The sequence below is a fragment of the Joostella sp. CR20 genome (assembly GCF_038433465.1).
Taxonomy (GTDB): Bacteria; Bacteroidota; Bacteroidia; order Flavobacteriales; family Flavobacteriaceae; genus Galbibacter.
This window is the reverse complement of the sequence record NZ_JAESVF010000007.1, coordinates 126828-141443: the sequence shown is the minus strand read 5'-3', so window position 1 is coordinate 141443 and position 14616 is coordinate 126828. Positions and strand designations below refer to the sequence as shown.

The window sequence follows — 14616 nt, the reverse complement described above, 5'->3', positions numbered from 1 at the left end:
TCTTACAATTCAGAAATAAAATAACAACATAAAAAAATCCGCTTTAAAAGCGGATTTTTCATTTATATCTAAAAAGAAATATTTCTTATTTATCTCCCATTGCAGCAGCTACTGCAGCTGAAAGTCTTTTGTAAGTACCATTTTCCAAACGATCTCTAATTGCAGAGAAAGCGTCTAATGTAATATTGATATCTTCAAGCGTATGTGTTGCTGTAGGAATCATACGAAGTAAAATTAATCCTTTAGGAATAACAGGGTAAACTACAATTGAACAGAAAATACCGTAGTTCTCTCTCAAGTCTTTTACCAATGCCATCGCCTCAGGGATACTTCCGTTAAGATAAACAGGAGTTACACAACTTTGTGTCGTTCCAATATCAAAACCTCTGTCTTTTAATCCGTTTTGCAACGCATTTACGTTCTCCCATAATTTAGCTTTAAGTTCTGGCATGCTTCTCAACATATCCAAACGTTTTAAAGCTCCTTTTACAAAAATCATCGGTAATGATTTTGCAAACATTTGTGAACGTAAGTTGTATTTTAAATAATCGATAACTTCTTTATCTCCTGCTAAAAACGCACCGATACTCGCCATTGATTTTGCAAAAGTTGCAAAGTACACATCGATTTGATCTTGTACTCCTTGCTCTTCTCCTGCTCCTGCTCCTGTTTCACCTAATGTACCAAAACCATGAGCATCGTCTACTAATAGTCTGAAGTTAAATTTTTGTTTTAACGCAACAATTTCTTTTAATCGACCTTGTTCTCCACGCATCCCAAAAACTCCTTCAGAAATCACTAGAATTCCTCCACCTGTTTGCTCTGCCATTTTTGTAGCACGCTCCAAGTTTTTCTCAAGGCTTTCCATATCGTTGTGTTGATACGTAAAGCGTTTCCCCATGTGTAAACGAACTCCATCAATAATACATGCATGCGAATCTACATCGTATACAATAATATCGTCTTTAGTAACCAATGCATCAATGGCAGAAACCATTCCTTGGTAACCAAAGTTTAACAAATAAGTTGCTTCTTTATTTACAAATTCTGCAAGTTCGTTTTGTAATTGCTCGTGTAAGTCGGTGTGTCCACTCATCATACGTGCACCCATTGGGTAAGCTGCACCATGCTCGGCAGCTGCATCTGCATCTGCTTTTAAAACTTCAGGATGATTCGCAAGACCGAGATAATCATTGATACTCCAGGTTATTACTTCCTTTCCATTAAACTTCATTCTGTTTGAAATATTTCCTTCTAATTTAGGAAACACAAAATATCCCTCTGCCTGAGAAGCCCATTTTCCTAATGGCCCTTTGTTCTCAATAATTCTATCAAATAAATCTCTCATGTAAATGGAGTTTCTTTTTATATTCTAATAAACGTTAAATTACAGCTTGCAAAAGTAACGAAATTAAAATAGTTATCATAAATTTTTTACTTTTCTTCTACAAGTTTCTTGAATTGTTTTTGAAACATCTTATCTAAAAACTTATCAGAAAACACATTAATTGCTAGCCAAAATAGCCATTTTTTAGGCGCTACAAGATATCTTGTTTTCTTTTTCTTTCCGTGATAAATTCCGTAGATTAAATTCGATACTTCGCTAGCATCCAACGCGATACCTTCCATACTTTCAACCATATCGTCCATGTGGTCGTATATTTTTTCGTATGGAGTATTTTTGTATTTATTCACTTGATTTTCGGCATCTGCTTTGGCTTTATTCCAAATTTGAGACTTTATAGGCCCTGGTTCGATTACAGAAACTTCAATTCCAAAATCGCTTAATTCTCTACGGAAACCATCTGAAAGTGCCTCCACTGCATATTTTGAAGCTGAATACGGTGCCATAAACGGTCTAACAACCCTTCCAGAACCACTACTGATATTGATAATTCTACCTTTCGGACGATTGTTATCGAAACCTAAAAGTGGTAAAAAAGCCTGTGTTACACGCAAAACACCTAAAACATTTATATCCAACTGATTTGAAAATTCATCAATAGGAATGTAAGCTAAAGGTCCGTTTACAGAAACTCCAGCATTATTTACCAAGCAATCCAAAGAAGCATCTCCCAAAATATTTTCGACTTCTGTTACCGCTTTTTTAATAGCTACTTCATCGACTACATCGAATAAAAGCGGATGGAAATTATCGCCCAACTTTTCTTTTAATGCCAACGCATCTTTTTCTTTACGAACGCTACCAAAAACCAAAAATCCATTATCTAGAAATTGTTTGGCAGTTGCATACCCTATTCCTGAAGAAACTCCAGTAATTAATATATTTTTCATCTTTATAATTGTTCTATTACTGCTGAAAAAATAAAAGTACTACTATAATTACTTTCTACAATCAGCATCCAACATTTTGTTTTACTGATTTATTTTCTGCATTGCGCGAAGTGCATTTTCTTGCGCTTTATTTTCTTTATACGTCTTCCATTTTACCCCAAAAAGAGAATTCATCCCATTATCTACCGTAAACAATCTTATTAAATTAGAAAGTCCTTTTGCTTTTGTTTTTATTGAATCGTTGGCACGCAAAGCCAAGGAATATCCTCCTTCTGAATAAAAAACATAGTGCCACCAAAGCTTCGGAATGAAAAGTGTTTCTCCATGCTCCAAAACGGCCTCTAGTCCATGAGCATATTTATAAGCTGGGTATTTTTGGTAATCTGGATTTAAAACATCCAAGTGCGAGTGGTTGGTGTATGGAAGTTTATAGAGTAATTTGGATTGTTCCTGCGGAAATAAATAAACCTTTTTTTGCGTTTGAAAATGCGTTAAAAACACATGAGAACAATCGATATCGTAATGAAGGTTTAATGCAGAGCCTTTACCTCCAAAAAACATTAAAGCAAACTTCATAAAACCATCCATAATGGTTGGTGTTTGGTAATCGTTGGCGAGTTCTGGAGCCCTTTTCATTATTTGAAAATTATGAAACCTTAAGTTTGTTGGTTCCTTTTCAATAATAGAAAGATACTCGCCAAATTTTTTATGAGAAACAGGCTTCATATAGCCATTTCCTGGATTATGATACGAATCATCGTACATAGGAATTTCCCAATCTCCGTATTGTTCTTTAAAAAAATCGAACGTCCATTTAGAAGTTGCTTCCCAATCTTTGGCTAAGTCTTTAAATATTACCGGGGTATTGGTAGAAAGATATTTTTCTTTAAATTCCTCTTTGGTGATGTTCGAAACCTTATCAACCAAACTGAATTTAGACATACCTCAATTACTTTACGTACTCTATTTTTTGAGTTTCTTCTGTGTTTACAGAATCAAAAAAGCCTTGCGCTCTCATCCAATCGTCGCTATAAATTTTACTCATATAACGAGATCCGTGATCTGGAAAAATCATTACAACATTGCTGTTTGCGTCAAATTCTCCTTCTTCTGCCAATTGTTTAACAGCTTGCATTACAGCTCCACTAGTGTAACCTACAAAACAACCTTCTGTTTTTGAGATTTCGCGAGCAGTGTGCGCACTTTCTTCATCTGTAACTTTGATAAATTTATCAATCACATCAAAATCGGTAGCTGTTGGAATTAGGTTTTTACCAAGACCTTCAATTCGGTATGGATAAATTTCATCTGTATCAAACTCTCTAGTTTCGTGGTATTTTTTAAGTACCGAACCATAAGCATCTACACCTATTACTTTAATTGCAGGATTTTGTTCTTTTAAAAACCTTGCAGTTCCAGAGATTGTCCCTCCTGTTCCGCTACAAGCAATAAAGTGAGTTATTTGTCCGTTTGTTTGCTTCCAAATTTCTGGACCTGTAGATTGGTAATGAGCTTCCATGTTGAGCTCATTGAAATATTGATTGATATAAACAGAACCCTTCATTTCGTCGTGCATGCGCTTAGCTACTTGGTAGTATGACCTAGGATCGTCGGCGCTTACATGTGCAGGACACACATAAACCTTTGCTCCCATGGCACGAAGCATGTCTATTTTATCTGGTGAAGATTTTGAACTTACCGCCAAGATACATTCATACCCTTTGATAACACTTACCATTGCAATACTAAAACCTGTATTTCCAGAAGTAGTTTCTATAATAGTGTCGCCAGGTTTTAAAATACCTTTGCGCTCTGCTTCTTCTATAATGTGGAGTGCTATACGATCTTTACTAGAATGACCCGGATTGAAAGCTTCTACTTTAGCGTAAAAATTTCCGATAAGATTTTGGGTTATTTTTTTCAGTTTTAGTAATGGGGTGTTCCCTATTAAATCTAAAACATTATCGTATGCATTTATCTGTTGTTTCATATAAACAATTTGGTTAGATACAAAATAGTTTTGAATTCCTCCAAACCATGCAAATTTAATTATTTTTTTTAATTACTGTAGGATTCCTTCTAAATCTAAGAGAAAAGCGTACTCCTCGGCAACCTCTTTTAAAGCTTCAAATCTTCCCGAAGCTCCCCCGTGGCCTGCATCCATGTTTGTATGGAACAATAAAAGGTTGTCTCCTTTTTTAACATTTCTTAACTTTGCTACCCACTTTGCAGGCTCCCAATATTGCACTTGCGAATCGTGTAATCCTGTTGTAACTAATAAATTTGGATATTCTTTTTCGGTAACATTATCGTAAGGCGAATACGACTTTATGTATTCATAATATGTTTTATCGTTTGGATTTCCCCACTCATCATATTCCCCTGTTGTTAACGGAATCGATTCATCGAGCATTGTAGTTACAACATCTACAAAAGGTACGGCCGCAATCACTCCGTTATAAAGTTCTGGTGCCATATTGATTACAGCCCCCATTAAGAGTCCGCCTGCAGAACCTCCCATTGCGTATAAATGCTTTTCGGAAGTATAGTTTTCAGCAATTAAAAACTTAGAACAGTCTACAAAATCGGTAAATGTATTTTTCTTTGTGAGTAATTTACCATCTTCGTACCATTTTCTTCCTAAATACTCTCCTCCTCTAATATGTGCAATTGCATAGATAAAACCTCTGTCTAACAGCGATAATCTAACAGTTGAAAAATACGGGTCGATTGTAGCGCCGTACGAACCATAACCATAAAGTAATAACGGATTTTTACCATTACGCTCCATTCCTTTTTTATACACCATCGAAATCGGAATCATAGTTCCGTCACCAGCTTTTGCCCAAACACGCTCGGAAGCATAATTGTCTTTATCGAACTTACCGCCCAAAATTTCTTGCTCTTTTAATACAGTTTTTTCTTTGGTGATCATATTAAAATCTACCGTACTTGCTGGCGTTGTTAACGAATTATACACATAACGAAGCGTATCGGTATCGAACTCTAAATTTGTAGATGGAAAAACGGTATACGTTTCATTATCAAAAGGAATAAAATAATCGGCTGTACCATCCCAACGGGTAACTTTTATTTTGTTGAGTCCGTTTGAGCGCTCACTTACCACCAAATAATCTTTAAAAAGATCGATATCTTCAAGTAAAACGTCTTCTCGATGCGGAATTACTTCTTGCCAATTTTCTTTTGTAGTATTATCTACTGAAGTTTTCATCAGTTTAAAATTGGTAGCATTATCAGCATTTGTAATAATATAAAACGCATCTTCATAATGCGAAATACTGTATTCTAAACCTCTAACTCGCGGTTGAAAAACTTGAATTTCACCATTAGGTGTATCAGCATTTAAAATACTGAATTCTGAAGTTAGCGTACTACTCGAACCAAAAACAATGTATTTTTTTGATTTAGTTTTATAAACAAAGGCATTAAATGTATCGTCTTCTTCATGATACACTAGTTCATCTTCTGTATTAGTTTGCCCTAAAACATGTTTGTAAACTTTATCTGAACGCAATGTTTGCGCATCCTTTCGAGTGTAAAACAAGGTTTTATTATCGTTTGCCCAAGTGCTTCCGCCGGTTGTATTTTCAATTTTTAAAGGAAGTATTTCTCCTGTTTCCAAGTTTTTCACTTGTAATGTATATTGTCTTCTACTTAAGGTATCAACACCAAAAACAGCCAATTTATTATCTGGACTGATGTTTATTCCTCGTAAGTTAAAATACGAAAAGTCTGATGCCATTTCGTTACAGTCAAACATTACTTCTTCTTTTGCTCCTGCCGAATCCTTCTTTCTTAAATAAATAGGATAATCTTTTCCTTCTTCATATTTAGTAATGTACCAATATCCGTTGTATTTGTATGGCACCGACTCATCATCTTCCTTAATTCGTCCTTTCATTTCTTTAAAAAGCGCTTCTTCAAAGGCATCGGTATGCGCTGTCATTTCGTCAAAATAAGCATTCTCACGCTCCAAATAATCTATTACTTCAGGATTCTCTCTTTCATTCATCCAATAATAATCGTCCACTCGAATATCTCCGTGTTTCTCTAAGTTTATTGGCTTTTTATCGGCAATTGGAGGTGTTATATTTTTCATAGTATGTACTTCTTTCTGTTTACAAGAAGATGCAAAAATAACACATAGAACAAGAATTAGCAGGCGTATATTCATAATTATTTATTTGATTTCTATGTTTCTAATTTAGTAATTTTGTTGATATAAAATATAAAATTATGTTTGGAGACCTAATGGGAATGATGGGTAAGATTAAAGAAACCCAACAAAAAATTGAAGAAACTAAAAAAAGATTAGACACTGTAACTGTTTCTGAAGAAAGTAACGACCAACTTCTAAAACTTACAATGACTGCAAATAGAGAAGTAAAAGCTGTTGAAATTAATGATGAATTGTTAAAAGATAAAGAGCAGTTAGAAGATTATTTAGTTTTACACCTTAATAAACTTATTAAAAAAGCAACCGATATTAATGAAGCCGAATTAGGTGCTGTAGCAAAAGAAGGTATGCCAAATATACCTGGTATGGACATGTTTAAGTAAGCCTATCTAATTTACCTAAACTAGCTTTTTAACTGATAATTTATTTTTTGGCTTAATCTTTGTAAAGACATACACAATAACATTGTAAATATATATCTATGAAATTTATAATATCCCTTTTCTTAACAAGCGTACTTCTTTCCACAAGTGCCGATGAAGCGCAATGGCTAACCGATTTTTCAAAAGCAAAAAAAGAAGCAAAACGTCAAGATAAAAACATCATGATGTATTTTACAGGAAGCGATTGGTGTGGTCCATGTATTATGCTGAAACAAGATTTATTTGATAGCGAAGAGTTTAAAGAACTCGCTAAAGACTATGTACTTGTTAAAGTTGATATTCCAAGACGTATAGATATTATTTCTGAAGAACAAATGAAGAAAAACAGAGAATTGCTAGACGATTACAATCCTCAAAAAGTATTTCCTAAAATTGTTTTTTTAAATGATAGAGGTAAAAAAATAGATCAAATTGAAGGATATAATTCTTTACGAGATCCAAGAAATTATTTTGAGATGATTAAAAAGCATCAATAAAAAAAAGAGCTGTTTTACAACAGCTCTTTTTTTTGAATTTTAAATTGAATAAAAGTTGGTTAGTTAATCAATCTAAATTCTGTTCTTCTATTTACAGCATGCTCACGCTCAGTACAAGAAACACCGTCTGAACATCTGTTTTTAAGTTTAGACTCACCGTAACCGTTAGCAACTAATAAACTTCTGTTGATTCCTTTTTCAACTAAATAGTTTGCTACAGCTTGTGCTCTTCTTTCAGATAAAACTTGGTTGCTCTCGCTAGATCCTCTTGAATCTGTATGAGAAGCTAACTCAACTTTAACACCTGGATTTTGTTGTAAAACTGGCATTAAGTTTTCGTCGATAATTCTTTTAGCTTCTGGAGTTAAAGTATAGCTAGCTAAATTCCAGTTAATAGGTAAAGCATTGTACTCAACTAAAGCACACTCTACTTCTCTCCAAGTAGTTAAACCACCTTTTTGCTTAAGTACCTCACGAGAGATAGTTTTGTAAACTGCAGGAATAGTTTCTTCTACAGAATATGCATCTTTTACTAAAACAGTTTTAGTGATTTCATCGTATTCAGCAGGAATTTCTACTTCTTCAACTCTAGCTGGCTCAACGATAACTTTTTTCACGTAGCTATCTCCTCTTTCAGCAACAGGAGCAGATACTGTAGATGCATCTGTAGCTAAAACTTCTTTAGGGAAAGTTTCGTACTCTGCAGGATATCCTTTGTAACACCAGTATCTACAATCGTCTGGATTTGAAGAATCACAGTCAGGTGCTGGAGCTCCAAGTTCCCATTGTGCATACGCTGGTTTCATTTCGATAGTTTCTGAGCTAGGAGAAAAAGTTGCAGGAACAACGCTTAACTCACTAGATTTCTCTTTAGAAATGTAAGAAACTGTTTCTGTACCCCATTTTGCAGGAATAATTGTAAGTTTTTTACTAGCTTCTTTTACCAAAACTCTTTCGGTAACTGTTTTGTATTCTGCTGGGTACGTTTTTAAAACCTTGTAAGCAGGTTTTACCATAATTTGTACATCTTCGTTAACGTAAACATCTGGGGTTGTACAACGTACGTAACACTTCCCCGGTTCTGGATTCTCAGGCAAATCCTGAGCAAATGCTCCATAACTAGATGCCAATAAGAATAAAAATAAAATTCTTTTCATGATTTTTTTTAATTAAAAAGATTAGTATTAGCTATTTATAGCGCTTGAGGGAAGAGTAATTTAACATAAAATTAGGAATAACTTTTATATATATCAAATTTATCCTCATTAAATTATCGTAAAAAATTCATATTTTACGTTACCACATTCCTACAAGCTAATGTATAGCGAGTGCAAATATAAAATATTTACTATATGTTTAAAATTATTTTAACAAAAAACAACGGCTATATCTTATTTAATATTGAAAATAATAGTCGAAAACTCCTTTTTACAAGCACAAACTTTAGCAGTATTAGTGAAGCTACCGAAAACATTGAGAATTTAAAAGACTTAAAAACAGTATTGTACGAAAGAAAAACAAATACCGATGGAAAATTCTTCTTTATTATTTCTGATAAAAATGGAAATGTTATAGGAAAAAGTCAGAATTACTCTTCGGAAGCTGGTATGGAAAACGGAATAAATACGATGCAACAATACATCACTTCAGCAGTAATAAAAAAATAATATAAAAAAATTTAAATACTGATTTATATCATGTTTTAAGAGGGAAATAGAGACTACTTTTACACTATCGATTTTTTCAAATGTTAATAATAGTAGTGCTGCTATAAACTTTAGCAAAACCAAGTAACAGATTTAAGATATAAGACTAATGTTTTTATATAAATCTAAACCTACATTGTTAAGCATCTCAATCCCCTTTGAGATGCTTTTTTTATAACGTTAAATTTGAAAATACTTCCAATACTTTTTCGTGCATTGCTTCTGTATAATCTAAATGCGTTACAATACGAAGTTTACCTTGTCCCATATTGATGATAGAAATATTACGCTTTGCCAACGTTTCCATAAACAAAGCAATATCGATATGCGGCTTCAAATAAAAAATTAAAATATTAGTTTCTACCGGGTCTATTTTTTCGATATAATTGGTTTTTGACAATACTTCGGCAATTTCTTTAGCTCTACGATGGTCGTCGGCAAGACGACTAATATTATTGTCTAAAGCATAAATTCCGGCAGCTGCTAGATATCCTGCTTGTCGCATTCCTCCTCCAAGTACTTTTCGTACTCTTAGCGCTTTATCCATAAATGTTTTACTTCCTACCAAAACAGAACCTACAGGACAACCTAAACCTTTACTTAAACAAACAGATATGGAATCGAATATTTTACCATATTGAAGCGTAGTTTCGTTTTTTGCTACCAAAGCATTCCAAAGTCGGGCTCCATCCAAATGTAACCCCAACGAATTTTCATCGCATACTTTTCTTATTTTTACAATTTCATCAAAATCCCAACAAGCACCCCCTCCTCTATTTGCAGTGTTTTCAAGACAAACTAAGGTTGTTAACGGACTGTGATAAAAATCTGGCGGATTGATAGCATCGATTACTTGATTTGCTGTAAACCGTCCGTTATCACCATCAATCAACTTACATGAAACACCACTATTAAAACTAACGCCACCGCCTTCATAATTAAAAATATGTGCGTCTTTATCAGCAATTAACTGTTCTCCTGGTTGCGTATGTACTTTTATTGCAGTTTGGTTTGCCATAGTTCCGCTAGGAAAAAAAAGCGCAGCTTCCTTTCCAAACATCTGTGCCACTTTGGCTTCCAATTCGTTTACAGAAACATCATCTTTAAAAACATCGTCACCAACTTTTGCTTGCATCATCGCATCCAACATTGCTTCGGTAGGTTTTGTAACAGTATCACTAATCAGGTTAATCTTCATTTTAGTTGTATTTGGTATAATCTTTATCGGTTTAATTTACGTAGCTAACGCTTGCTATTTTTTGTAAAGTTACTACACTAGGCTCAAAAACTACTTATCATTTAAAAAAGTGTTTTACTTTTGAAGAAAATATAGAGATTATGATTACTGCCGATCAGGTAAAAAATCTTGCTGAAAGAACTGCACAATTAAAAGATTACCTCAATATAGAGCAAAAGCTCATTGAAATTCAAAATGAAGAAGAAAAAACCTTCGCGCCAAACTTTTGGGATAAACCTAAGGAAGCCGAAGCTATAATGCGCGAATTGCGTACTCAAAAAAAATGGGTAGACGACTACAATAAAGCAAATACTTTGGTAGCCGACCTCGATGTGTTATTTGAATTTTACAAAGAAGGTGATGCTACCGAAGACGATGTAACTTCGCAATTTGAAAAGGCAAAAACCTTAATAGAAAGCATGGAATTTAAAAATATGCTTTCTGAAGAAGGAGACAACATGAGCGCTGTATTGCAAATTACGGCAGGTGCTGGTGGTACCGAAAGTTGCGATTGGGCTTCGATGCTTATGCGAATGTATTTAATGTGGGGCGAAAAAAATGGTTATAAAATAAAAGAACTCAACCACCAGGAAGGCGACGTAGCGGGTATCAAAACAGTTACGCTAGAGTTTGAAGGCGACTTTGCCTTTGGTTGGTTGAAAGGTGAAAACGGCGTGCATCGTTTGGTGAGAATTTCTCCTTTTGATAGTAATGCAAAACGTCACACCTCGTTCGCATCTGTTTATGTGTACCCACTTGCAGATGATTCTATTGAAATTGATATCAACCCTGCAGATATTTCTTGGGATTTTGCACGTTCTAGCGGTGCTGGAGGGCAAAATGTAAATAAAGTTGAAACCAAAGCTATTCTAACCCACCACCCTACCGGAATTATAATTCACAACTCCGAAACACGTTCGCAGCTCGAAAATAGAGAAAAAGCAATGCAAATGCTTAAATCGCAATTGTATGAAATTGAATTGAAAAAACGTCAAGCTGCACGCGATGAAATTGAATCTTCTAAAATGAAAATCGAATGGGGTTCTCAAATTAGAAACTACGTAATGCATCCTTATAAATTGGTGAAAGATGTACGTACAACTCACGAAACTGGAAATGTGGATGCCGTAATGGACGGAAACATAGACGAGTTTTTAAAAGCCTATTTAATGATGATGGGGCAAAGAGATGACGAATAATAGGTTTACACTATACAATCATCATTTTAAAGAATACAATTAACTATAAAAAAGTTTAAAATAATTAGACTTTTGTTACTGAAAAAAGCACGAATAGCATGATTAAAATATATCACAATCCGCGTTGTAGAAAATCTAGAGAAGGACTTCAAATTGTTGAAGAATCTGGAAAAGAATACGAAGTAGTAAAATACCTAGACGATGTTCCTTCAGAAAAAGAACTTAGAGAAGTTATTAATTGTTTAGGGATAAAGCCTATTAACTTGGTTCGAAAAAATGAAGCGATTTGGAAGGATAATTTTAAAAACAAAATTTTAACAGACGACGAAATTATTCAAGCGATGTTAAACCATCCAAAACTTATTGAACGTCCGATAGTTATTAAAAACAATGTTGCGGTAATTGGGCGTCCGCCAGAAAACATTAAGGCAATTTTATGAAAAGTTTAACCAAATAGGGTTAAACCTTAGTCTAAATTTGGCGTCATAGACCAAAGAGTAACTAAATACTACCGATTAATAATTACTAACTATGAAATTTAGACATTACTGCCTTCTCGCAGCAACCCTATTAAGTACCTTTATGTATGCCCAGCAACGGCAAGGAGGTGCGCAACAAATTACTGTATCCGGTAAAGCAATCGATTCTGAAACTTCTGAGCCTTTAGAATACGCCACGCTTGTTTTACAAAGCATAGACAACCCAGGACAAGTTACAGGTGGTGTAACCGACGAAAAAGGAAACTTTAGCGTGGAAGCCCCTGCTGGTAAATACAACTTAAAACTCGAGTACATTTCTTATAAATCGTACGAACTCAACAATCAAAACATTACACAAGACAAAAATTTAGGTACCATAAAACTAGCGTTAGATGTAGCGCAATTGGATGCTGTAGAAGTAGTTGGAGAAAAAACTACGGTAGAAATTCGTCTTGACAAAAAAGTGTACAATATCGGTAAGGATTTAACTACGAGTGGAGCTTCAGTTAGTGATGCATTAAACAACGTACCATCGGTTACAGTTGATGTTGAAGGAGCAATTAGCTTAAGAGGAAACGAAAACGTTCGTATTCTTATCAACGGAAAACCTTCTGCGCTTGCTGGTTTTGGGTCTACAGACGCTTTGCGTCAGCTTCCTGCAGATGCTATCGAAAAGGTTGAAGTTATTACAAGTCCTTCTGCTCGTTACGATGCCGAAGGAACTGCTGGTATTTTAAATATCGTTCTTAAAAAAGAGAAAACTCTTGGATTAAACGGGTCTATCAATATCAACACAGGATATCCAACAACAAGCCAAGTAAACGCCAATTTAAACTTGAGAACAAACAAATTTAATTTGTTTACAACCTTAGGGCATTTTTACAGAGAGCCTCCAGGAGAAGCTTATTTTGACAACTACTATTACAATTCTACATACAGCAGAATTATTGAAGACCGTAAAATGAACCGTAAAGACAAAGGGTTTAACATCAACTTAGGAATGGAATATTTCTTAACCGATAAATCGTCTATTACTGGTAGTTTCTTCACGCGTTTTGGAGATGAACAAGATGCTACAGAAAACAACACCACTCGATATGTCGACGGAACTGTAGACAGTAGAACGCTCCGTAGAGAAGTTGAAAATGAAGATGATAATACGTACCAATACTCATTAAATTACACGAATAACTTTAATGATGACGGACACAAACTTACTGCCGATTTTCAGTATTCAACAGACAAAGAAACTATCAATACTGATATAGATGAAAATCAATTTTTCCCTTCAGAAGAAGTTATAAACCTTGAAAGAGTTTTTGAAACTGAAAAGGAAAATGAATATTTAGTGCAAGCAGATTATGTACTTCCTATGGGAGAAGCACAATTTGAAGCTGGTTACCGTGGTAATTTTCAGAAAAATGTAAACGATTATGAGTTACAAACTTACAATCCAGATTCTGATAACTACGAAACCAACTACAGCTTAACCAACAAATTTACTTACGAACAAAATGTAAATTCGGTGTACTCTCAATACGGAAACAAATACGGTAAGTTTTCAGTATTAGTTGGACTTCGATTAGAAAACACACAATTAAAAGGGAAAGTAGATTCAGATTTAAGTGATGAAGAACTTATCGATACCTTAGGATTTAACTTCGATCCAGATTTTGATAAAAATTACTTAAACCTATTCCCTACTGTAAACCTTACGTACGAGATTAACGATACCGACAATATTACTTTAGGATACAACAGAAGGATTAACCGCCCAAGAGGATGGTTTATCAATCCGTTTCCATCAAGATCAAGTAGAGCAAACATTTTCCAAGGAAATCCAGATTTGAATCCGGCTTTTGCAGATGCTTTTGATTTAGGATATTTAAAAAGATGGGATAAGTTAACCCTTACTTCATCGGTATATTACCAAAGAGAAACCGATGCTTTTGAGCGTGTACAAACAGAAACCGGACAACAAACTTCCGATGGCATTGACATTATTCGAACCATCCCAATTAACCTCTCAACCAATGAGCGTATTGGTGGTGAAGTTGGTGTAATGTATAACGCGATAAAATGGTTGCAATTAAACGGTAGTTTTAACTTCTTTAAATTTGATACTGAAGGAGAATACGATGGTGTAGATTATGGCGCTTCAAACACAAGTTGGTTTTCGCGTTTGAGTGCAAAAGTTAAACTTCCATCAAGTATCGACTGGCAAACCAACGGTTTTTACATGGGTCCAAGAGAAAACTCTCAAACAAAAAGCGAAGGAATGCTTTCAATTGATATGGCATTGAGCAAAGATATTTTAAACGACAATGCAACAATTTCTATGAATGTTAGCGACTTGCTAAACTCTCGTAAAAGAAGATCGTACACAGAGTCTTACAACGATGCTGGGCAATTATCGTTTACTTCGGATAGTGAGTTTCAATGGAGACAACGTCAATTTACAGTATCATTTATTTACCGATTCAATCAACCAAAAGGTAAACGTGGTGAAAGAGGTAGAAATGGAAATAACGGAGATGACGAAGGTGGAGAATTTGAAGGATAGAAACCAAAACATACAATACA

Annotated in this window: 13 protein-coding genes; 6 read left to right on the top strand and 7 right to left on the bottom strand. The window is 34.6% G+C overall.

Going from position 1 to position 14616, the window contains the following annotated elements:
* Positions 1 to 85: 85 nt before the first annotated feature.
* From JMA43_RS10615 to JMA43_RS10595, 5 genes are all read right to left on the bottom strand, one after another.
* The gene (locus JMA43_RS10615) at positions 86 to 1348 is read right to left on the bottom strand and encodes an aminotransferase class I/II-fold pyridoxal phosphate-dependent enzyme (RefSeq protein WP_342156561.1); all 1263 of its coding nucleotides are present in this window, start codon (positions 1346 to 1348) and stop codon (positions 86 to 88) included.
* Positions 1349 to 1434: 86 nt separating this feature from the next.
* Entirely contained in the window at positions 1435 to 2295 is an 861-nt protein-coding gene (locus tag JMA43_RS10610) for an SDR family oxidoreductase (RefSeq protein ID WP_342156560.1), read from the bottom strand.
* 81 nt (positions 2296 to 2376) lie between these two features.
* Positions 2377 to 3237, bottom strand: coding sequence for a cupin-like domain-containing protein (locus JMA43_RS10605; RefSeq protein WP_342156559.1), 861 nt, complete (start codon positions 3235 to 3237; stop codon positions 2377 to 2379).
* 7 nt (positions 3238 to 3244) lie between these two features.
* Complete coding sequence (locus JMA43_RS10600; protein ID WP_342156557.1) at positions 3245 to 4285, bottom strand: PLP-dependent cysteine synthase family protein; 1041 nt, start codon at positions 4283 to 4285, stop codon at positions 3245 to 3247.
* 72 nt (positions 4286 to 4357) lie between these two features.
* Positions 4358 to 6415 (bottom strand): S9 family peptidase, encoded by a 2058-nt coding sequence (locus JMA43_RS10595; protein ID WP_446719403.1) that lies wholly within the window; start codon positions 6413 to 6415, stop codon positions 4358 to 4360.
* Positions 6416 to 6552: 137 nt separating this feature from the next.
* On the opposite strand from JMA43_RS10595, the gene JMA43_RS10590 reads away from it, so the two are divergent.
* Complete coding sequence (locus JMA43_RS10590; protein WP_342156555.1) at positions 6553 to 6876, top strand: YbaB/EbfC family nucleoid-associated protein; 324 nt, start codon at positions 6553 to 6555, stop codon at positions 6874 to 6876.
* 98 nt (positions 6877 to 6974) lie between these two features.
* Complete coding sequence (locus tag JMA43_RS10585) at positions 6975 to 7412, top strand: thioredoxin family protein (protein ID WP_342156554.1); 438 nt, start codon at positions 6975 to 6977, stop codon at positions 7410 to 7412.
* Positions 7413 to 7471: 59 nt separating this feature from the next.
* Here the strand turns inward: JMA43_RS10585 and JMA43_RS10580 are convergent, their stop codons facing one another.
* Positions 7472 to 8569, bottom strand: coding sequence for an OmpA family protein (locus JMA43_RS10580; RefSeq protein WP_342156553.1), 1098 nt, complete (start codon positions 8567 to 8569; stop codon positions 7472 to 7474).
* 195 nt (positions 8570 to 8764) lie between these two features.
* Between JMA43_RS10580 and JMA43_RS10575 the strand changes: the two genes are divergently transcribed.
* Complete coding sequence (locus tag JMA43_RS10575; protein ID WP_342156552.1) at positions 8765 to 9079, top strand: YegP family protein; 315 nt, start codon at positions 8765 to 8767, stop codon at positions 9077 to 9079.
* A 211-nt stretch (positions 9080 to 9290) separates the two neighbouring features.
* On the opposite strand, the gene JMA43_RS10570 is transcribed toward JMA43_RS10575, so the two are convergent.
* Positions 9291 to 10316, bottom strand: a complete 1026-nt coding sequence (locus JMA43_RS10570) for a threonine aldolase family protein (RefSeq protein ID WP_342156551.1) — start codon at positions 10314 to 10316, stop codon at positions 9291 to 9293.
* Positions 10317 to 10456: 140 nt separating this feature from the next.
* On the opposite strand from JMA43_RS10570, the gene prfB reads away from it, so the two are divergent.
* The 3 genes from prfB to JMA43_RS10555 all read left to right on the top strand — a co-directional run bounded on the left by prfB (position 10457) and on the right by JMA43_RS10555 (position 14596).
* Positions 10457 to 11554 carry a peptide chain release factor 2 gene (prfB, locus tag JMA43_RS10565; RefSeq protein WP_342156550.1) on the top strand — a complete coding sequence of 366 codons (1098 nt, stop codon included), beginning with the start codon at positions 10457 to 10459 and terminating at the stop codon, positions 11552 to 11554.
* Positions 11555 to 11652: 98 nt separating this feature from the next.
* Complete coding sequence (gene arsC / locus JMA43_RS10560; protein WP_342156549.1) at positions 11653 to 11994, top strand: arsenate reductase (glutaredoxin); 342 nt, start codon at positions 11653 to 11655, stop codon at positions 11992 to 11994.
* A gap of 91 nt (positions 11995 to 12085) precedes the next feature.
* Entirely contained in the window at positions 12086 to 14596 is a 2511-nt protein-coding gene (locus tag JMA43_RS10555) for a TonB-dependent receptor domain-containing protein (protein ID WP_342156547.1), read from the top strand.
* The last annotated feature ends 20 nt before the right edge of the window (positions 14597 to 14616 follow it).